This window comes from Rhodococcus ruitaii, from assembly GCF_055230935.1.
Genome location: NZ_JBUYWC010000018.1, coordinates 25,647 through 43,880, shown reverse-complemented (window position 1 = coordinate 43,880; position 18,234 = coordinate 25,647). Strand labels below are relative to the sequence as shown.

The following is an 18,234-nucleotide window of genomic DNA, read 5'->3' as shown; positions in this document are numbered from 1 at the left end:
TTCGGGCATGAATACTGTTGAACTCGAAAGATATCCAAGATTGAGAGAGGAGTGCGAAAGATGAACAGCCCCATCAGCAGCACGTTGTCGGAGAAGAATCAGAAGGTTGCCGCAGACGCCTTGCAGAACGTGCTCGTCGATGTGATCGATCTCAGCCTGATCGGCAAGCAGGCGCACTGGAATGTCGTCGGGTCCCAGTTCCGTAGTATCCATCTCGACCTCGACGAACTCGTCGCCACTGCGCGGGAGTTCACCGACCAGGTCGCCGAGCGGCTGACCGCTGTCGGCGTCAGCCCGGACGGCCGGGTGGCGACGGTGGCCCGCGACAGCGGAACCAAGGGCTTCGGTGAGGGCTGGAACAAGGACACCGAGGTGGTTGCCTCGATCGTCGGCAATCTCGCCGCGGTCATCACGCGGCTGCGCGAGGGTATCGAGATCACCGGCGATGCTGATCCGGTGACGCAGGATCTGCTGATCGGTCAGGCAGCTCGCCTCGAGCAGCTTCACTGGATGTGGCAGGCTCAGCTCGCCTGATCCTCGCCTGATCAAGGCCGACACCCGGAAGGCCGCTCACCGTAACGGTGAGCGGCCTTCCGTCGGTTCGGGCAGCCCGGAGTGATCCGTGTGACTGATGTGTCGGCTGTGGTTGCTAAGTTGGGTGTCTGACCTTCTCCGAATCCGGGTGGGTGGCGACCTCAATCGAAAGGTGTTGTCCGACATGGTGATGGGCCCTACCCATGCGGTATCCGGAGCGCTCGTGGGCCTCTTGGTCGCCGACGTGCTGCCGCGGGAGTGGGGAGGGCCGACGTCGACACCGGAGATTCTCGCCTTCGCGGGGGTGTGTGCGGGATCGGCCCTGCTGCCTGATCTCGATACCGCCCAATCGACCGTCGCGCGGTCGTTCGGCCCGGTGAGTCAGACCTTCGCGCGCGGTGTCGGTGCGGTTTCGGCGGCGTACTACAACGCCACACGCGGACGTAAGGACCGGAAGCGCACCGGTGGCCACCGCACCATGACACACACTGCCTTGTTCGCGGCGCTGTTGGGAACGGGGGTGTCGTTGCTGGTAGCGCAGTTCGGACGCAACGCGATCATCGGTGTCCTGTTCATTACCCTCGGTCTCGCGTTACGCGGATTGTTCGGCACCTGGGCCAAGAAGTACGGGTGGTTCATCGTCACCGTTGTCACTGGGATCCTCTCGGTACTGATGTGGACCGCGTTCCCCGGGGACGTGGGCTCGACCGGCCTGGGGGTCGCTGTCGCTCTCGGGTGCGTGACCCACTGCATCGGCGACGCCATCACCAAGGAGGGGATCCCGTTCCTTGCGCCCTTTGTGCCGTGGCAAGGAAAGCGGTGGTGGGAATTCAAATTGCCCCGAGCAATCGCGATACGTGCGGGTGGTCCGTTCGAGGTCGTGTTTCTCGGGCCGGCGATGACTCTGGCGGCGTTCGGGTTCGCCCTCTGGTCCATCGACGGGGTCCCGGACTACGTCTTCGGGGTACTCGAGGCCTCCGGCCTGTCATTCTGAGTGCCGAATCCCTGACACGGATTCCTCGCCAGACCGACCGGACGCCGGACGGCGGACGGCAGACTCACCCGAGGCCCGCACCGCTCCTCCCGGTCGGCGAATGCCACGTGCTCTGCACCGTGAATTCGGCCGCAGTTCATCGGAATGACGCAGAACCTCCATCGACGCGGGTAACGCGATCCCTACCGTCCCGTGGGTAACATATTCGACCCTTGTGGAGGTATCGGAAAATGAGTTCCGCAGTCAATGGTTCCGCGCTGAATCGCCGAGGTTTCCTCGGTCGCACCGCACTCGCGGGTGTCGGCATCGCGTTTGCTGGAAGTCTCGACGCTCTCGTGCGACCGGGCATCGCGGCAGCGGCCCCCGGAGCGATCGGATACGGACCGCTCATTCCCGATCCCAACGGGCTGCTGGCGCTTCCGATCGGCTTCTCGTACACCGTGCTCGCGAAGTCGGGGGAAACACTGCTCGACGACGGCAACCCGATCCCGAGCAGTCCCGACGCGCTCGGTGTGTTCGCCCGGGGCAATGGTGCCACGGTCGTGTCGAACCACGAGGTCGGCGACGACGCGGACAAGGAGCCCTTCGCCGTCCCCGTTGTCGACGGCCTGACCTACGACCCGGGCGCACGCGGCGGTACCACCACGATCCTCATAGGATCGAACGGTCGGAGCGAAAGCCAGTACGTCAGCCTCGCCGGCACGGTCGACAATTGCGCGGGCGGCATCACCCCGTGGGGTACGTGGCTGACCTGCGAAGAGACCGACGACCGCGCCGGCGACAACGGGCTCACCCTCGACCACGGCTACGTGTTCGAGGTCGACCCCGCGAGCCAGGAGGCGAATTTCGCCACCAGCCCGGTGCCGTTGAAATTCCTCGGCCGATTCGAACACGAAGCTGTCGCTGTAGATCCCGGCACGAGCGCGATCTACCTCACCGAGGATGCCGACGAGCCCAACGGACTGTTCTTCCGGTGGGTACCGCCACAGGGCTTCGTCGGCAGGCACGGCGCCTTGCGTGAACTGGCGCAGTCCGACGGAGGGGACACCGCCGGCGGTCTCCAGGCACTGCGCTGTTTCCAGGACGGTGCCTTCGTGGCCGACCTGTCGCAGGCCACTGAGCCGGGAACGCGATACGCCGTGCAGTGGGTCGATGTCCCCGACCGGAACGCGAACGACGAACCCATTCGTGATCAGTTCGGGGACGGCGAGGTCACGCGGAGCCGCAAGCTCGAAGGTGCGTGGTGGGGTCACGGCGGCGCGTACTTCGTAGCGAGCTACGCCCGTTTCGATGACGGAAGTGTGGCAGAGCACGACGGGCAGGTGTGGTTCTACGACCCCGCATCCGAGACCGTCGAGCTGAAGGTCTTGTTCGGCGTCAATCCGGATCCATCGGTCGACAACGGCAACTACGACGGACCCGACAACATCACCGTGTCACCGCACGGCGGGCTCGTGCTTGCCGAGGACGGTGACGGAATCAGTCACCTCATCGGCGTCACGCCCAGCGGTGCACCGTACTCGCTGGCGCGAAACGAGCTGAACGACAGTGAGTTCTGCGGCCCCGCCTTCAGTGCTGATGGTCGGACGCTGTTCGTCAACATCCAGACGCCGGGACTGACTCTCGCCATCACCGGTCCCTGGATCCGTCCGATCGGGTAGGAGGCGACGGAGGGGAGCTGTGCACTCGACACGAGTGCGCAGCTCCCCTCGGTTGTGTCGAACTCAGAGGTCGAACTCTGCCGGGTTGATCCCGACCGCATGTGCGGCGCCACGCACCGCGGCCTTTTCATCGTCGTCGAAGTGGCCGTCGGCGCCACCGATGATGATGCCGATCTGAATGACCGCGCGGGCCTGATCCTGCTTCGACTTCAACTTCGCGATCGTGGCGGTGGCTTCGACCTTGCCGAAGTCGTAATCGGACTCGAGCTTGCTGCAATACCAATCGAACTTCTCGCGGAGCTCGTCCTTCGGGAACACCGACAGAAGGTCGTTGCTCATGATCAGCGCCGCGGTCTTCTGCCGTTCGGCCGGGTCGATGCTGCCATCGGCGGCGGCGATCAGCGCGCACATCGCCATACTGGCGTTCGCAAACTCCTTGTTCTTGAATTGATCCGTCTTGGTCTTGAGCTGCGCGCTCAGCTCGGTGGTCTTGGCCTTGAGTTGATCCCAGAACGCCATGGTGGCCCTTCGTGTCGGTGCGTGTTGCACCGTCCACTTTGCCATCGGATGTGAACAGTGTGTTTTGTGAGGTCTACCGCATTCCTACCGTTCGCCCAGCCGGGGCGGCGCAGACCGGTAGGTCGCGGGTGTGGCGCTGAGACGAATCGGGTTGGCGATCTGGCGCAGCGGCCTCTCCCGTCGTTCGTCCTCGATCTCGACAACAGGTGTGAGACCGAGCCGTTCGGCCAGACCGACCGCATCGGCGAGGTTGTTGAGCGGGCCGCAAGGAACTTTTTCCGCAGTCAGCGCATCGAACCACGCATCGGCAGTCTCGGAGGCCAGGGCCTCATTGATCGCCTTCACGAGCACCCCACGATTGGTGACACGCGCCGCATTTGTGGCGAATCGCTCGTCGGAGGGGAGTTCGTCGAGTCCGAGCACGGTGCACAACGACGCGAACTGACGGTCGTTGCCGACGGCGAGCACCAATGGACGGTCGGCGGTGGTGAACAGTTCGTAGGGCGCGATGCTGGGGTGCTTGTTCCCCATCGCTGTAGGGACGACACCCGCAGCCACGTAACCCGAGGACTGGTTTGCCAGCGCGGACAGTAGCGATGACAGGAGATTGACCTCGACGCGCTGCCCCTCACCGGTGCGGTCTCGGTGCCGTAACGCCGCAAGTATGCCCACTGCCGCGTGCATTCCGGTGATGACGTCGACGACTGCCACACCGACCTTGGTGGGAGTGTCGGCATCGGGGCCCGTGATGCTCATCAGTCCGCCGACCGCCTGAACCAGCAGGTCATAGCCCGGCAGATTGTTGTGTCCACCGAATCCGGTGATGGAGCAGTACACGATGTCGGGATTGATCTCACGCACGCGTTCGTACCCGAGGCCGAGACGATCCATTGTGCCCGGCAGGAAATTCTCGACCATGACATCGGCGCGCGCCACGAGCTCCCGAGCCTGCCCCAGACCCTCGAGGTCGGACAGGTCGATCGCCTCCGACCGCTTGTTCCGGTTGACGCCGAGGAAGTACGACGATTCGTCGCCAACCCACGGCGGTCCCCAGCTGCGGGTGTCGTCACCGACACCCGGGCGTTCGACCTTGATCACCTCGGCTCCGAGATCGGCGAGCATCATCGTGGCGTATGGGCCGGCGAGGACGCGGCCGAAATCGGCGATCACCAGACCGCCCAGGGCGCCACCCGTCGTGGCGGTCACCGGAACGCCGCCTCACCCGTCAGCGCCTTGCCGATCGTCAGCTGATGCATTTCGGAGGTGCCCTCGTAGGTCAGCACCGATTCGAGGTTGTTGGCATGCCTGATGACCGGGTACTCGAGGGTGATGCCATTGGCGCCGAGGATCGTCCGGCACTCACGCGCGATCGCGATCGCCTCGCGGACATTGTTGAGCTTGCCTGTACTGACCTGCTCGGGAGTGATTTCTCCGCGGTCCTTGATGCGGCCGAGGTTGTAGGCGAGCAGGTGCCCCTTGCCCACCTCGAGCGCCATATCGGCAATCTTGGCCTGAGTCAGCTGGAACGACGCGAGCGGCTTGTCGAACACGATCCGCGACCGCGCGTAGTCGATGGCGGTCTCGAGGCAATCGCGCGCGGCACCGATCGCACCGAAAGCGATGCCGTAGCGGGCTTCGCCGAGAGCCGTCAGCGGGCCACGCAAGCCCTTCGCGATCGGCATCATCGCGGAGGACGGCAGCCGCACATCGTCGAGAACGAGTTCGGAGGTCACCGAGGCGCGCAGCGACATCTTGGCGTGGATCTCGGGAGCGGAGAAGCCGGGGGTGTCCGTGGGAACCACGAAGCCGCGGATGCCCTTGGGGCCTTCGTCGAGATCGGTCTGCGCCCACACCACGGCGACATCGGCGATCGAGCCGTTGGTGATCCACATCTTGGTGCCGTTGAGGATCCAGTCGTCGCCGTCGCGCTTCGCGTTGGTGCGCATCCCGGCGGGGTTGGATCCGAAATCGGGTTCGGTGAGGCCGAAGCAGCCGATCGCCTCGCCGGAGGCCATCCGAGGTAGCCATTCCTGCTTCTGCTCCTCGCTGCCCCAATGATGAATGGAGAACATTGCCAGGGAGCCCTGGACGGAAACCAGGCTGCGGATTCCCGAGTCGACTGCCTCGAGTTCGAGGCATGCCAGACCGTATGCGGTCGCGCTCATGCCGGCGCAACCGTACCCGTCGAGGTGCATGCCGAGGACGCCGAGCGTGCCCAGTTCCTTCGCGAGGTCGCGGGCAGGGAGTTTCGCATCTTCGAACCACTGGGCGACGTGCGGGCGGATGCGGTCGTTCGAGAACTTGCGGACGGTGTCGCGAATTGCGATCTCTTCCGGTTCCAGCAGTGCGTCGAGAGCGAAGATCTGTGTCAGGGGCTGGGGGTTCGACATGCGGTTCTCCAAGGTCGTGGGTGGCGGTCCGTGGTGGAGGGAATCGTTCGTGCAATCGTATGTAAGAACGATTGCGAGAACGTTTGCATCATCTATGCTAGAGCGAGCGTTGGGAGTCGTCAACCCTACGTCGACATCGATGCGACAGAGCAGGAGAACCTGAATGGCCCGATCCGATCGCGCGCCGACTCTCAAGGAGATCGCCGAGCGCGCCGGCGTGCACGTGTCGACGGCATCGCGGGTGCTCCGCCAGCCCGAGCCGGTCGACGGATGGTCGAACTCCGCGCTCCGCGTACGTGAAGTGGCGGAGGAGTTGGGGTACCGCCCGAACTTGTGGGCAGCCAGCCTGCGCACTCGTAAGACCACCACGCTCGGCGTCGTGATGCCCAGACTCACCGACGGTGTCGTCGCCACGACTTACCAGGGTATAGAGGAAGCGGCCGAGCGTGCCGGATATTCGGTGCTACTGTCCAGTCCTCCCGACGATCTCGACGCGCAGCGTCGCGCCATCTCCTTGCTCGTCGGGCGGCAGGTCGACGGCCTGCTACTCAGCAGCCTGCATATCCCCGGCGGCCCCTTCGTCGAGTCGCTCGCGCTCGGGCCGCTTCCATTGCTGTGTGTCACCAGGCATGCGGATGCGGGACTGCCCTTCGTGGTCGGTGACGACTATCGAGGCGGGCACCTTGCTGCGCAGCATCTCCTCGACCGCGGGTACTCGGACATTGCGGTCATCGCGGGACTCGAGCATGCGAGCACGGCGCGCGACCGTCTCGACGGCTTCGTCGACACGCTCGAGCGTGCCTCGCTCCCGCCGCGTCCCGACCGGATCGTGCGATCGAACTTCGACGTGGCAGGGGGTGTGGAGGCCGCGCGCGTGCTGTTGACCCGCTCGGATCGCCCCCGCGCGATCTTCGCAGTCAGCGACATGATCGCGATCGGTGTCCTCGGGGTCGCGCGTGACCTCGGGTTGACCATCCCCGACGATCTCGCGCTTGTGGGGTACAACGACATTCCCATTGCCGAACAGCTGCCCGTCCCGCTGACGACGGTCCGCTCGCCCGCGCACGAGATCGGGGCTGCTGCGGTGCGCAGTGTGCTCGAACTCGCGCGGGGGCACGAGGTGGAGTCCTTGCGACTCCCGGTGGAGCTCATCGAGCGGAGGTCGAGCTGAACCTGCCCCGAATGTAGCCGTCACAGGGAGTCGGGGATATTCGGTCACCGCTGGACAACGTCACGGCGACCGAGGACGATCGCGCACGTGGCGAACGACGATGTTCAGCGTCTCCGAGACCTCACGCTCTTACGTCGTGTCCGCGACCGCATGGATCGGGAGTACGCCCGGCCTCTCGATGTGGACGCACTCGCGCGCGGGGTGGGTGTGTCGGCGGGGCACCTGAGTCGCCAGTTCAAGAAGGCGTACGGCGAATCGCCCTACTCGTACCTGATGACCCGCCGGATCGAACGTGCGATGACGCTCCTTCGCCGTGGTGATCTCAGCGTCACCGATGTGTGCTTCGAAGTGGGCTGCTCGTCGCTGGGGACCTTCAGCACGCGGTTCACCGAACTGGTCGGCATGCCGCCGAGCGTCTACAAGGACAAGGCCGAATACGGGACGGAAGGCATCCCGGCGTGCGTCGCGAAGCAGATCACGAGACCGGTCAGGAATCGAGAAGCGCAGGTGTCCGGCCGTCGCTAGCGTTACGGCCATGGACATCACCATTCATTACACCTTCCTCCCGCACACCGATCCGGAAGCGTCCCTGGCGTTCTACCGCGACACGCTCGGGTTCGAGGTCCGCAAGGACGTCGGCTACGAGAACATGCGGTGGATCACGGTCGGACCTCCCAACCACCCCGAAACCTCGATCGTTCTGAACCCGCCCGCAGCAGACCCCACCATCAGCGACGATGAGCGGAACACGATCCTCGAACTGATGGCGAAGGGTAACTACGGTGCGGTCACCCTCGCCACCGACGACCTCGACGGGCTGTTCGCGCGTCTCGAGGCCAGTGGGGCCGAGGTGCTCCAGGAACCGATGGATCAGGATTACGGCGTACGCGACTGCGCCTTCCGTGACCCCGCGGGCAACCTGATTCGGATCAATCAAACTAGCTGAGCAGCAAAAGTATTCAACTTCGAGTGGAGGTCGAGATGGGACAGGATGACGAATCGGGTACCAACCGCACGCGACCACCCGGCACACCGGGGACGCTCTCACGCTGGTTCCAGCGGACAGCCAACGCACGAATGATGCGGAAGATCCGCCGCGGCAAAGGCAGGGCGATGGGTATGGACATGCTGATCCTGCACACGATCGGCCGCCGGAGCGGACAAAGGCGTGAAACACCGCTGATGCGGTTGGATGACGGCGACGATGCCGTTCTCGTCATCGCATCGGGCGGTGGCAGCGTGAATCCCGACTGGCACGCCAACCTGATGACGCATCCGGAAGGTGTGTCGGTGGAGCTTCCGGGCCGCGAACCCGTCTCCGCGACAGCACGCGAACTCCGCGGCGCCGAGCGTGGACAGGCCTGGCAGCGCCTGTCGGCCGAACAGCCGCGAATCGCCAAGTATCAGAGCAAGTCCGATCGTGAATACCCGCTGATCCGACTGACGCTGCAGTAACCGCATGGCACAGTCGAACAGGTCGATTACCGCCGGCCTCCGGAACGAGGTCCGGACAGAGAGAAACGGAGACACCCGATGACGCCGTCCGCCAGGGCGAACACCCGGTCGCGTGAACCGAACGCGGCTGATAGTCACGACAGGATCCTCGTCCACGGTGCGCGAGTGAACAACCTCCGCGATGTCAGCATCGAGATCCCGAAGCGGCGGCTGACGGTGTTCACCGGTGTCTCCGGATCCGGCAAGAGCTCCCTGGTGTTCGGCACGATCGCCGCGGAGTCGCAGCGGCTGATCAACGAGACCTACAGTGCGTTCGTGCAGGGGTTCATGCCGAGCATGGCCCGGCCTGATGTGGATGTGCTCGACGGACTGACGACGGCGATCCTCGTCGACCAGGAGCGCATGGGCGCCAACCCGCGCTCCACCGTGGGCACCGCAACCGACGCGAACGCCATGCTCCGTATCCTCTTCAGCCGGATGGGTGAGCCGCACATCGGTTCTCCCCAAGCCTTCTCATTCAACGTCGCCTCGATCAGCGGTGCCGGCGCGGTGTCGATGGAGCGTGGTGGACGGACGGTGAAGGAACGCCGCTCGTTCACGATCACCGGTGGGATGTGCCTGCGCTGCGAAGGCCGAGGATCAGTATCCGACTTCGATCTGACCGCACTGTACGACGAGACCAAGTCGCTCAACGAAGGTGCGCTGACCATCCCGGGCTACAGCATGGACGGCTGGTACGGACGGATCTATCGAGGCTGTGGCTTCTTCGATCCGGACAAGCCGATCGCCAAGTTCACGAAGAAGCAGCTGAACGACCTGCTCTACAAGGAACCGACCAGGATCAAGGTCGAGGGGGTCAACGTGACCTTCGAAGGATTGATCCCGAAGATCCAGAAGTCCTTCCTGTCCAAGGATCGTGAAGCGATGCAGCCGCACATCCGGGCGTTCGTGGACCGCGCGATCACCTTCTCGACCTGCCCCGAGTGCGCCGGCACGCGCCTCACCGAGGCAGCGCGGTCGTCGAAGATCAAGGGACTGAGCATCGCCGACGTGTGCTCGATGCAGATCAGCGACCTTGCCGAGTGGGTTCGAGATCTCGACGAACCCTCGTTGGGGCCTCTGCTCGACAACCTGCGGCAGAATCTCGAGTCGTTCGTCGACATCGGTCTGGGATACCTGTCGCTCGAACGCCCGGCGGGGACGCTCTCCGGTGGTGAGGCACAGCGGACCAAGCTGATCCGTCATCTCGGGTCGTCGCTCACCGACGTCACCTACGTCTTCGACGAACCGACGATCGGGCTCCATCCGCACGACATAGCGCGGATGAACGACCTCCTGCTGCAACTACGAGACAAAGGCAACACCGTGCTCGTCGTCGAACACAAACCCGAGGTCATGGAAATAGCCGACCATGTTGTCGATCTCGGTCCACGTGCCGGCACCGACGGCGGCGAGGTGATGTTCGAGGGCACCTTCGCCGGCCTGCGGACGAGCGACACCCTCACCGGCAAACACCTCGACGATCGTGCCTCGCTGAAATCGTCGGTGCGCCACGGTGCCGGCGCACTGGAAGTACGCGGCGCCGACACCAACAATCTCCGCAACGTCGACGTCGACATCCCCCTCGGAGTGCTGGTGGTGCTGACCGGTGTCGCGGGGTCGGGGAAAAGCTCGCTCATCGGTGGATCGGTGTCCGGCCGCGATGGGGTGATCACCATCGATCAGGGGGCGATCAAAGGATCGCGGCGCAGCAATCCCGCGACGTACACGGGTATGCTCGACCCGATCCGCAAGGCCTTCGCGAAAGCCAACGGCGTCAAGCCGGCGTTGTTCAGCGCGAATTCGGAAGGCGCGTGTCCCAACTGCAACGGCGCAGGCGTCGTCTACTCCGATCTGGCGATGATGGCCGGAGTCGCGACACCCTGCGAGGTGTGTGACGGCAAGCGTTTCCTGGCCGAGGTGCTCGACTACACGTTCGGTGGCAAAGACATCAGCGAGGTCCTGCGGATGTCTGTGGCCGAAGCCGAGGAGTTCTTCGGATCTGCAGACGCGAAGATCCCGGCGGCCCACAAGATCCTGGATCGGCTGGTGGACGTCGGACTCGGCTACATCAAGGTCGGGCAGCCGCTCACCACGCTCTCCGGCGGCGAACGGCAGCGCTTGAAGCTGGCCACTCACATGGGGGAGAAGGGCGAGATCTACATCCTCGACGAGCCCACCACCGGCCTCCATCTCGCCGACGTCGAAAACCTGCTCGGTCTACTCGATCGACTCGTCGACTCCGGCAAATCCGTCATCGTCATCGAACATCATCAAGCGGTCATGGCGCACGCCGACTGGATCATCGATCTCGGTCCCGGTGCGGGCCACGACGGCGGCAGCATCGTCTTCGAGGGGACGCCGTCGGATCTCGTCGCCGCGCGGTCGACGCTCACCGGTGAGCATCTTGCGGAGTACGTCGGGGCGTGAGGTCGACCGACCGGCCGGTGCATACGATCAGGGCGCATTCTCCCGCGGGAGAATGCGCCCTGATCGGCTGTTTCACGAGTCGGGGTGGCGGGATTCGAACCCACGACCTCTTCGTCCCGAACGAAGCGCGCTACCAAGCTGCGCCACACCCCGTGATGAACCTCGGCTAGCCTACCGCACGACCCGTGTGAAGATTAAATCGCCTGGTCGGTGACAAGTTCCCGAGGGTTAGAGACAAGTGCCAGACTCGTCAGTGACGAGACTCGGCGCTTTCCGCAGCGCTGCCGGTAGCGCTCCGGGATTCGTCGCGCGGCGCCGGAACCAAGGTCAGGAGGGTGGCTTCCGGGCGGCAGCAGAAGCGTGCAGGGGCGAACGGGGAGGTGCCCATTCCTGCCGACACGTGCAGCTGCATATGTGCTCCCCACCGGGACGGGCCCTTCACCCGCGACCGGTCGATGCCGCAGTTGGTCACCAGAGCACCGAAGAACGGCAGGCACAGCTGCCCGCCATGGGTGTGGCCGGCGAGTACGAGGTCGTACCCGTCGTCGGCGAAACGGTCGAGCACTCGCGGCTCGGGGGAGTGGGTCAGCCCCAGGCGGAGGTCTGCGGACTTGTCGGCCGTCCCGGCGATGGTCTCGTAGCGGTCGCGTTCGAGATGCGGATCGTCGACACCGGCCACCGAGATGCGCACGCCACCGACCTCGACGTCGCGTCGGACGTGGGTCATGTCCTGCCAGCCACGTTCGTTGAACGCTGCACGGAGATCTCCCCAGGGCAGGGGCGGACCATATACGCGGTCGTGGTCCTTGTCGAAGTAGGCGAGTGGGTTCTTCAGGACCGGCGCGAAGTAGTCGTTGCTGCCGAACACGAAGAGACCGGGCCGGGCCAGAAGGCCGCTGAGTGACTGGACGACCGCGGGAACCGATTTCGGATGGGACAGGTTGTCTCCTGTGTTGATCACCAGATCGGGTTCGAGTCGATCGAGTTCCCTGAGCCAGTTCTGCTTGCGTTTCTGCCCCGGCATCATGTGGAGGTCGCTGATGTGCAGCACGCGGAGGGTCGATGCGCCCGGCGCGAGGACCGGGACGGTGACCTCCCGGAGTGTGAAGGCGTTGCGCTCGATCAGCGTCGCGTAACCGAGGCCGAGGGCGGCAACTCCGGCGGTTCCCACGGCGGCACGTGTGAGGGAAGAAAGGTCAGGCACTTCTCCAGCGTACCGCCGCTGCCCGTCTGCGCACGTGCTTCGATGGCCCCGGCGTAGGTTCTGGGGTATGACGGATACAGCTTCCTCACTCAAATCCACCCTGCGTACAGACATGACTGCCGCGATGAAGGCCAAGGACCAACTGCGCTTGGCGACACTGCGGATGTTGCTCGCTGCGATCCAGACCGAGGAGGTCTCGGGGAAGGAAGCACGCGAGCTCACCGACGACGAGGTCATCAAGGTTCTGTCGCGGGAGTCCAAGAAGCGGGGGGAGGCCGCCGAGGTCTACACCGAGAACGGTCGTGGCGAACTTGCAGCCAAGGAGCATGCCGAGGCCCGCATCATCGACGAGTATCTGCCGACTCCGCTGACCGATGCGGAGCTCGTCGACGTGGTCGACACCGCCATCGGCAGGGTCGCCGACGAACTCGGTGCCCGCCCCGGTCCGAAGAACATGGGCCAGGTCATGAAGGTCGCGACCGCGATCGCCGAGGGCAAGGCGGATGGCAAGCGCCTGTCCGCGGCGGTGCGGTCGCGTCTCTAGCCGTCAGTTGTCCGGTTGCGACGGGGTCGTCGTGGCGGCCGGGCTGTCCGACTCGCTTTCGTCCGGCGGTGCAGACTCGGTCTGGGCCGGTTCCTGCCGACCGGGGACCGGGGCGGGGGCCGCCGGGACGGTGGTGTCCGGCACCTCGCTGCCGCTCGGCCGCGCGGGCGTCGCGCTCGTGGTGGGTGCGACGCGTACAGAACCGTCACTGATGAAGATCGTCACCGCCGAGCCGGGAACCGCGGAGCCTGCGGGGGAGCTACCGGTGACGGTGCCCGCTCGCTCTTCGCTGCTGATCGTGGACTCGGACACCGAGAATCCCGCGTCCTGCAGGCGCTGAGTGGCCCGCTCGCGTGACAGGCCGGTGACATCGGGTACCTGGGCGTTGCCGGCGCCGCGAACGTAGCGCTGGTCGATCGGCGGAAGCTCGACCGAGCCGAACTTGGTGGCGACCGGCGTCATGGCTGTGAACCAGGTGTGTGCGGGAGCGGTGCCACCGAACAGGTTGCCGTCATAGCAGGGGCGCACAGGGTTGGCGCAGATCTGGCCGGGCGTGGGGGAATCACCGTAGGTGTAGACAGACCCGGCGTACTGGTTGGTGAAGCCCATGAACGCGGACGACATGTGCGACTCGGTGGTTCCGGTCTTCGCGGCTACGGGAAGACTCCAGCCGGTGTTGCTCGCTGCTCCGGACGCGGTACCTCCACCCGCGGTGTCCTTGCTCATCGCGTTGGCGAGGGTGTCGGCAAGACCCGGTTCGACGACCTGCTCGCACGCCTGCTGCGTGATCGGCACCGGCTTGCCGTCGCGATCGAAGACACCGTCGATCGGAGTCGGGGGGCACCACTTACCGTGCGACGCGAGGGTGGCTGCCACATTCGACAATTCGAGATTGTTGATCCATGTGGGGCCGAGTGTGTACGAGCCCAGGTGCTGATCTTTCTGCATGTCGGCCATCGATTGCTCACCGAAGCCCGAGGTGTTGGGCTGTGAGTAGGAACGCATGCCGAGTCGAACGGACATGTCGACGACGGCGTCGACGCCGGTCGCCTCGATCAACTTCACGAAGGCGGTGTTCGGGGACTGTGCGAGTGCATCGGTCACCGACAGTGCGGGCGGGTAGGGCGCGGCGTTCTCGACGCAGTAGTAACCGGCCGGGCAGCCGCGCGCGCCGCCGTCGCCGAGGCCTTGTGCGTTGTAGCGGGAGGGGACGTCGAGGACTGCGCTTGTGCCGAGGCCCTGCTCCATCGCCGCTGCGACCGTGAAGACCTTGAAGATGGAGCCTGCGCCGTGGCCGGCGAGCGAGTACGGCTGCGGCTGAACTGTTTCGTAGGCGTCGCCGTCGAGGCCGTAGGTGCGGCTCGACCCCATGGCGAGGACGCGATGGGAATCCTGGCCCGGTTCGACGACGTTCATCACCGTTGCGACGTCGTCGATGGTGGGGCTCGTGTACTGATCGAGCGCGGCTTTGGTCGAACTCTGCACTTCGGGGTCGAGCGTGGTGCGGATGAGATAGCCACCCTTGTCGATCTGCTCTCGTGACAGACCTGAGTTCGCGAGGTACTGGAGTGCGTAATCGCAGAAGAATCCGCGATCGCCCGCTTCGATGCAGCCGCGCGGCAGGGTGTTCGGTTCAGGGAGGACACCGAGGGGTTCGGCCTTTGCGGCCCGGATCTCCTCGGCCCGCTCGGGGATGTTGTCGATCATCGTGTCGAGCACAACGTTGCGGCGGTTGGTCACGCCCTCTTCGTTCGTGTACGGGTTGAGGGCGGAGCTGGACTGCACCATGCCCGCGAGCATCGCGGATTGTGTGACGTTCAGGTCTTTCGCGTCGATCCCGAAGTAGGTCTGGGCGGCATCCTGGATACCGAACGAACCGTTGCCGAACGGCACCAGGTTCAGGTAGCGGGTGAGGATCTCGTCCTTCGACAATTCCTCGTCGAGGGTCAGTGCCATCCGGATCTCACGGATCTTACGGGCCGGTGTGGTCTCGATCGCTGCGCGGCGTTCCGCGTCGGTTTTCGCCACGACGTGCAGCAGATAGTTCTTCACGTACTGCTGGTCGATCGTCGACGCGCCCTGCTCGACCTGGCCGCTGCTGGTGTTGGTGAGGAAGGCACGGATGGTGCCTTGCCAGTCCACACCCTGGTGTTCGGGGAAGCGCTTGTCCTCGATGGAGACGATTGCGAGTTTCATCTCGTTGGAGATCTGGTCGCTGGGTACCTCGAAGCGTCGCTGATCGTACAGCCATGCGATCGGGTTGCCGGCGGAGTCGACCATCGTCGTGACGGCGGGAACGATCCCTTCGACGAGTTCTGCGGAACTGTTGTCGACTGTGTCTGCGGCGCGATTCGACACGTATCCGAATCCGCCCGCAGCCGGGAAGAGCATTCCGGCCACGAGGACACCGCCGAGGGCCGTGCAACCGGCAAGTTTCGCCACAGTACTTCGGATCGACACGGGTACACCCTACGTGCCGAACGGAGCTGCCGACGATTCCAGGGCGGCGAAACGCCGTCCTACGTGCAGCTATGCACAGGCGTACCAGAAAAGGTTTCGTTCGCCTTGCGCGTGGGCATCAGTTTACCTAGATTGAGACAGCAGTGTGATGCAGATAACACCTCGACAGTGAAGACGTACAAGTTTTTTCATGCTAAGTGCAAAATTGTGCGTCTTCAGGAACCCCGCACACCGGAGTTCGGACCGAAAGGGGAACTGAATGCACCTGACTACTCCCATGACCAGGCTCGACGTCGACGAAGAAGAAGCACGCATCGCCTGGGTATCGAAGGCTCGATGCCGAGAGGTGGACCCCGATCAGTTGTTCGTCCGTGGCGCAGCGCAGCGGAAGGCGGCGGTGATCTGCCGACACTGCCCAGTGATGCTGCAATGCGGCGCGGATGCGCTCGACAACCGCGTCGAGTTCGGCGTGTGGGGCGGGATGACCGAACGGCAGCGCCGTGCTCTCCTCAAGCAGCATCCGGAGGTGGAATCCTGGTCGGACTTCTTCGAGGCGCAGCGTCAGCACCAGAACGCGGTATGACCGCGACTCCGTGAGACAGCTGCCTGCGTGACGACGTGCTGGTATGACGACGCCGGAGCACGCACGACGGGGAAGGTCGTGTGTGCCACCCGGAACATTCAGCCCTGACGGGTCAACTGGTCGCCTACGGCCCGCAGTGCCTCGAGATCCGACACCTCGAAGGGCAACGACGGCACACCGACGACCGGCACACGTGGATTCGCGGAGGTGAATCCACGGAGCAGTCGGACTTCTCGCTTCGCCGTCACCGCGCGATGCGCGTGGATGCGGAGCACTGCCTCTGCAGCAGGGGCATCCGTGCCTCCCTGCTCTACGAGTAGAGCGGCCGAGGTCAACGCGTGGTCGGCCGGCAGCGACGACAACGTGGGGTGCGTTCGATTGAGCACGAGACCGGCGAGCGGCATCTTGTCGCCGCTCAGTCGCTCGACGAAGAACGACGCCTCCCGCAGCGCGTCCGGTTCCGGGGCTGCCACGACCATGAAGTGCGTTCCCGGCTGCTGCAGAAGCTGGTAGGTGCGGTTGGCGCGTTCGCGGAACCCACCGAACATCGAATCCAGCGACTGCACGAACGCCGACGCATCCGAGAGCATCTGGCTGCCCACGATCGTCGACACCGCCTTCAATGCCAAGCCCATCGCACCCGTGACGATTCGGCCGAGTCCGCGACCAGGGGCGGTGAAGATGCGGATCATCCGGCCGTCGAGGAAGGCGCCGAGGCGCTGCGGTGCGTCGAGGAAGTCGAGAGCGTTCCGAGACGGCGGGGTGTCGACGACGATGAGATCCCACTCGTCGTTCGCGGCGAGCTGACCGAGCTTCTCCATCGCCATGTACTCCTGAGTGCCGGAGAACGACGACGCAACCGTCTGATAGAAGGGGTTGTCGAGGATCTGCTGGGCCTTCTCCGGTGCGGAATGCTCGAGCACCATGTCGTCGAACGTGCGGCGCATGTTCAGCATCATCGCGTGCAGTTCGCCTGTCGCACCGGCCTCGAGCGGCACCCGCTGCGGCGAATTGTCGAGGGTCTGCACACCGAGTGCCTGGGCCAGTCGCCTCGCCGGATCGATCGTGAGCACCACGACCTTGCGCCCCTGTTCCGCCGCACGCAACGCGAGCGATGCCGCCGTCGTCGTCTTACCGACACCCCCGGACCCGCAGCACACGATCACTCGTGACGTCGGATCGTGGAGGATCTTTGCGACATCGAGCACCGGCGCCGTGCGCACCGTCCGCTCGGTCATCGAACGCCCTGCTCGATGAGAATCTCGGCGAGCTCGTAGAGCCCGCCGAGATCGACCCCGTCCGGAAGCAGTGGTAGAGACATCCGTGCCACTTTCACGTCGTCGAGTTGGGCTGCGCTGACCTGCTGCGCCTGCAAGATCGAAGCATGCTCGATGGTCTCCGTGAGCAATCCGGCGAAATCGTCGTCCGACAGCGTCAGCCCGACCCGTTCGAATGCGGACCGGATGGATTCGCCGGGGATCCGGCCGTCGGCGACATCGTCGACGAGTGCGTCCGGCAGGTGCTCGGGTTCGGTCCTGTTGACGATCACCGTGCCCATCCTCGTATCGGCTGCCTCGAGTTCGTCGACGGCGTCGGCCGTCTCCTGCACGGGCAGTGCTTCGAGCAGCGTGACGAGATGCACGACAGTCTCGTCGGAATGCAGCAACCGGACGACACCCTCGCTCTGTGAGCGGATCGGTCCCGACTTCGCGAGGTCGGCCATTGCCTTCGTCACGTCGAGGAAGCTGCCGATCCGACCGGTGGGTGGAGCGTCGACCACGATGGAGTCGTAGAGGCGCTCGCCGGACTTGTCGGTGCGTACCACCGTCTCCTTGATCTTTCCGGTGAGAATCACATCGCGGAGCCCCGGGGCGAGCGTCGTCGCGAACTCGATCGCGCCGATCTTGCGCATCGCGCGGCCCGCGAATCCGAGGTTGTAGAACATGTCGAGGTATTCCAGGAACGCCGCCTCGATATCGATCGCGAGGGCTGTGACTACGCCGCCACCCTCAGCGGTTGCGATTTTCGTCTCCACCGGAGGCAGCGGTGCCACGTCGAACAGTTGCGCGATTCCCTGCCTACCCTCGGTCTCGACGAGCAGAACCTTCCGGCCACCCGACGCGAGGGCAAGCGCCAGTGCCGCCGCAACCGTGGACTTTCCGGTTCCCCCCTTGCCGGACACGAAGTGCAGTCGTGCCCGCGCGGCCTTGGTCGGCCATGTGCCGGAATGAGATGTCTGTGTCGCCACGG

General features: G+C 64.7%; 17 protein-coding genes and 1 tRNA gene. 10 read left to right on the top strand and 8 right to left on the bottom strand.

Annotation, left to right across the window (positions count from 1 at the left end; all coding sequences use genetic code 11):
• The first annotated feature begins 60 nt into the window (after positions 1 to 60).
• The 3 genes from ACZI8W_RS21685 (at position 61) to ACZI8W_RS21675 (ending at position 3,189) form a co-directional block, all read left to right on the top strand.
• Positions 61 to 534, top strand: coding sequence for a Dps family protein (locus tag ACZI8W_RS21685; RefSeq protein WP_463370575.1), 474 nt, complete (start codon positions 61 to 63; stop codon positions 532 to 534).
• Positions 535 to 718: 184 nt separating this feature from the next.
• On the top strand, positions 719 to 1,528 hold the full coding sequence (locus ACZI8W_RS21680) for a metal-dependent hydrolase (RefSeq protein ID WP_463370662.1): 810 nt from the start codon (positions 719 to 721) through the stop codon (positions 1,526 to 1,528).
• Between the two features lie 230 nt (positions 1,529 to 1,758).
• Positions 1,759 to 3,189 carry an alkaline phosphatase PhoX gene (locus ACZI8W_RS21675; protein WP_463370574.1) on the top strand — a complete coding sequence of 477 codons (1,431 nt, stop codon included), beginning with the start codon at positions 1,759 to 1,761 and terminating at the stop codon, positions 3,187 to 3,189.
• Between the two features lie 63 nt (positions 3,190 to 3,252).
• Here the strand turns inward: ACZI8W_RS21675 and ACZI8W_RS21670 are convergent, their stop codons facing one another.
• The 3 genes from ACZI8W_RS21670 to ACZI8W_RS21660 form a co-directional block, all read right to left on the bottom strand.
• Positions 3,253 to 3,708 carry a tellurite resistance TerB family protein gene (locus ACZI8W_RS21670; protein ID WP_463370573.1) on the bottom strand — a complete coding sequence of 152 codons (456 nt, stop codon included), beginning with the start codon at positions 3,706 to 3,708 and terminating at the stop codon, positions 3,253 to 3,255.
• Positions 3,709 to 3,792: 84 nt separating this feature from the next.
• Positions 3,793 to 4,914, bottom strand: a complete 1,122-nt coding sequence (locus tag ACZI8W_RS21665; protein WP_463370572.1) for a CaiB/BaiF CoA transferase family protein — start codon at positions 4,912 to 4,914, stop codon at positions 3,793 to 3,795.
• The gene (locus ACZI8W_RS21660; RefSeq protein ID WP_463370571.1) at positions 4,911 to 6,098 is read right to left on the bottom strand and encodes an acyl-CoA dehydrogenase family protein; all 1,188 of its coding nucleotides are present in this window, start codon (positions 6,096 to 6,098) and stop codon (positions 4,911 to 4,913) included. Before ACZI8W_RS21660 ends, ACZI8W_RS21665 begins: the two co-directional genes overlap by 4 nt.
• A gap of 163 nt (positions 6,099 to 6,261) precedes the next feature.
• On the opposite strand from ACZI8W_RS21660, the gene ACZI8W_RS21655 reads away from it, so the two are divergent.
• The 5 genes from ACZI8W_RS21655 to ACZI8W_RS21635 all read left to right on the top strand — a co-directional run bounded on the left by ACZI8W_RS21655 (position 6,262) and on the right by ACZI8W_RS21635 (position 11,193).
• Positions 6,262 to 7,269 (top strand): LacI family DNA-binding transcriptional regulator, encoded by a 1,008-nt coding sequence (locus tag ACZI8W_RS21655; protein WP_463370570.1) that lies wholly within the window; start codon positions 6,262 to 6,264, stop codon positions 7,267 to 7,269.
• 150 nt (positions 7,270 to 7,419) lie between these two features.
• Positions 7,420 to 7,794 carry a helix-turn-helix transcriptional regulator gene (locus ACZI8W_RS21650; protein WP_463370661.1) on the top strand — a complete coding sequence of 125 codons (375 nt, stop codon included), beginning with the start codon at positions 7,420 to 7,422 and terminating at the stop codon, positions 7,792 to 7,794.
• Between the two features lie 10 nt (positions 7,795 to 7,804).
• Positions 7,805 to 8,215, top strand: coding sequence for a VOC family protein (locus tag ACZI8W_RS21645; RefSeq protein ID WP_463370569.1), 411 nt, complete (start codon positions 7,805 to 7,807; stop codon positions 8,213 to 8,215).
• 35 nt (positions 8,216 to 8,250) lie between these two features.
• Positions 8,251 to 8,724: a nitroreductase family deazaflavin-dependent oxidoreductase gene (locus ACZI8W_RS21640; RefSeq protein ID WP_463370568.1), complete on the top strand. Its 474-nt coding sequence runs from the start codon at positions 8,251 to 8,253 to the stop codon at positions 8,722 to 8,724.
• Between the two features lie 78 nt (positions 8,725 to 8,802).
• Complete coding sequence (locus ACZI8W_RS21635; protein WP_463370567.1) at positions 8,803 to 11,193, top strand: ATP-binding cassette domain-containing protein; 2,391 nt, start codon at positions 8,803 to 8,805, stop codon at positions 11,191 to 11,193.
• Between the two features lie 79 nt (positions 11,194 to 11,272).
• Here ACZI8W_RS21635 and ACZI8W_RS21630 read toward each other — a convergent pair.
• Positions 11,273 to 11,346: transfer RNA gene (locus ACZI8W_RS21630), tRNA-Pro, on the bottom strand.
• Positions 11,347 to 11,443: 97 nt separating this feature from the next.
• Positions 11,444 to 12,397, bottom strand: coding sequence for a metallophosphoesterase (locus tag ACZI8W_RS21625; RefSeq protein WP_463370566.1), 954 nt, complete (start codon positions 12,395 to 12,397; stop codon positions 11,444 to 11,446).
• A 67-nt stretch (positions 12,398 to 12,464) separates the two neighbouring features.
• Between ACZI8W_RS21625 and ACZI8W_RS21620 the strand changes: the two genes are divergently transcribed.
• Entirely contained in the window at positions 12,465 to 12,941 is a 477-nt protein-coding gene (locus ACZI8W_RS21620) for a GatB/YqeY domain-containing protein (RefSeq protein WP_463370565.1), read from the top strand.
• A gap of 3 nt (positions 12,942 to 12,944) precedes the next feature.
• On the opposite strand, the gene ACZI8W_RS21615 is transcribed toward ACZI8W_RS21620, so the two are convergent.
• Entirely contained in the window at positions 12,945 to 15,383 is a 2,439-nt protein-coding gene (locus ACZI8W_RS21615) for a penicillin-binding protein (RefSeq protein WP_463370660.1), read from the bottom strand.
• A 277-nt stretch (positions 15,384 to 15,660) separates the two neighbouring features.
• Here ACZI8W_RS21615 and ACZI8W_RS21610 point away from each other — a divergent pair, with 277 nt between their 5' ends.
• Positions 15,661 to 15,984: a WhiB family transcriptional regulator gene (locus tag ACZI8W_RS21610; protein WP_054713697.1), complete on the top strand. Its 324-nt coding sequence runs from the start codon at positions 15,661 to 15,663 to the stop codon at positions 15,982 to 15,984.
• A 98-nt stretch (positions 15,985 to 16,082) separates the two neighbouring features.
• Here ACZI8W_RS21610 and ACZI8W_RS21605 read toward each other — a convergent pair whose 3' ends face one another.
• The gene (locus tag ACZI8W_RS21605; RefSeq protein WP_463370564.1) at positions 16,083 to 17,222 is read right to left on the bottom strand and encodes an ATPase BagB; all 1,140 of its coding nucleotides are present in this window, start codon (positions 17,220 to 17,222) and stop codon (positions 16,083 to 16,085) included.
• Positions 17,219 to 18,232 carry an ATPase BagA gene (locus ACZI8W_RS21600; RefSeq protein ID WP_463370563.1) on the bottom strand — a complete coding sequence of 338 codons (1,014 nt, stop codon included), beginning with the start codon at positions 18,230 to 18,232 and terminating at the stop codon, positions 17,219 to 17,221. The genes ACZI8W_RS21605 and ACZI8W_RS21600 overlap by 4 nt, the downstream gene beginning before the upstream one ends.
• Between the last annotated feature and the right edge of the window lie 2 nt (positions 18,233 to 18,234).

Excerpts from the sequence above, each read along its gene's own strand:
- ACZI8W_RS21685 (WP_463370575.1), top strand. The coding sequence starts at position 61 with ATGAACAGCCCCATCAGCAGCACGTTGTCGGAGAAGAATCAGAAGGTT.
- ACZI8W_RS21680 (WP_463370662.1), top strand. The coding sequence starts at position 719 with ATGGTGATGGGCCCTACCCATGCGGTATCCGGAGCGCTCGTGGGCCTC.
- ACZI8W_RS21675 (WP_463370574.1), top strand. The coding sequence starts at position 1,759 with ATGAGTTCCGCAGTCAATGGTTCCGCGCTGAATCGCCGAGGTTTCCTC.
- ACZI8W_RS21670 (WP_463370573.1), bottom strand. The coding sequence starts at position 3,708 with ATGGCGTTCTGGGATCAACTCAAGGCCAAGACCACCGAGCTGAGCGCG.
- ACZI8W_RS21660 (WP_463370571.1), bottom strand. The coding sequence starts at position 6,098 with ATGTCGAACCCCCAGCCCCTGACACAGATCTTCGCTCTCGACGCACTG.
- ACZI8W_RS21655 (WP_463370570.1), top strand. The coding sequence starts at position 6,262 with ATGGCCCGATCCGATCGCGCGCCGACTCTCAAGGAGATCGCCGAGCGC.
- ACZI8W_RS21650 (WP_463370661.1), top strand. The coding sequence starts at position 7,420 with ATGGATCGGGAGTACGCCCGGCCTCTCGATGTGGACGCACTCGCGCGC.
- ACZI8W_RS21645 (WP_463370569.1), top strand. The coding sequence starts at position 7,805 with ATGGACATCACCATTCATTACACCTTCCTCCCGCACACCGATCCGGAA.
- ACZI8W_RS21640 (WP_463370568.1), top strand. The coding sequence starts at position 8,251 with ATGGGACAGGATGACGAATCGGGTACCAACCGCACGCGACCACCCGGC.
- ACZI8W_RS21635 (WP_463370567.1), top strand. The coding sequence starts at position 8,803 with ATGACGCCGTCCGCCAGGGCGAACACCCGGTCGCGTGAACCGAACGCG.
- ACZI8W_RS21620 (WP_463370565.1), top strand. The coding sequence starts at position 12,465 with ATGACGGATACAGCTTCCTCACTCAAATCCACCCTGCGTACAGACATG.
- ACZI8W_RS21610 (WP_054713697.1), top strand. The coding sequence starts at position 15,661 with ATGCACCTGACTACTCCCATGACCAGGCTCGACGTCGACGAAGAAGAA.
- ACZI8W_RS21605 (WP_463370564.1), bottom strand. The coding sequence starts at position 17,222 with ATGACCGAGCGGACGGTGCGCACGGCGCCGGTGCTCGATGTCGCAAAG.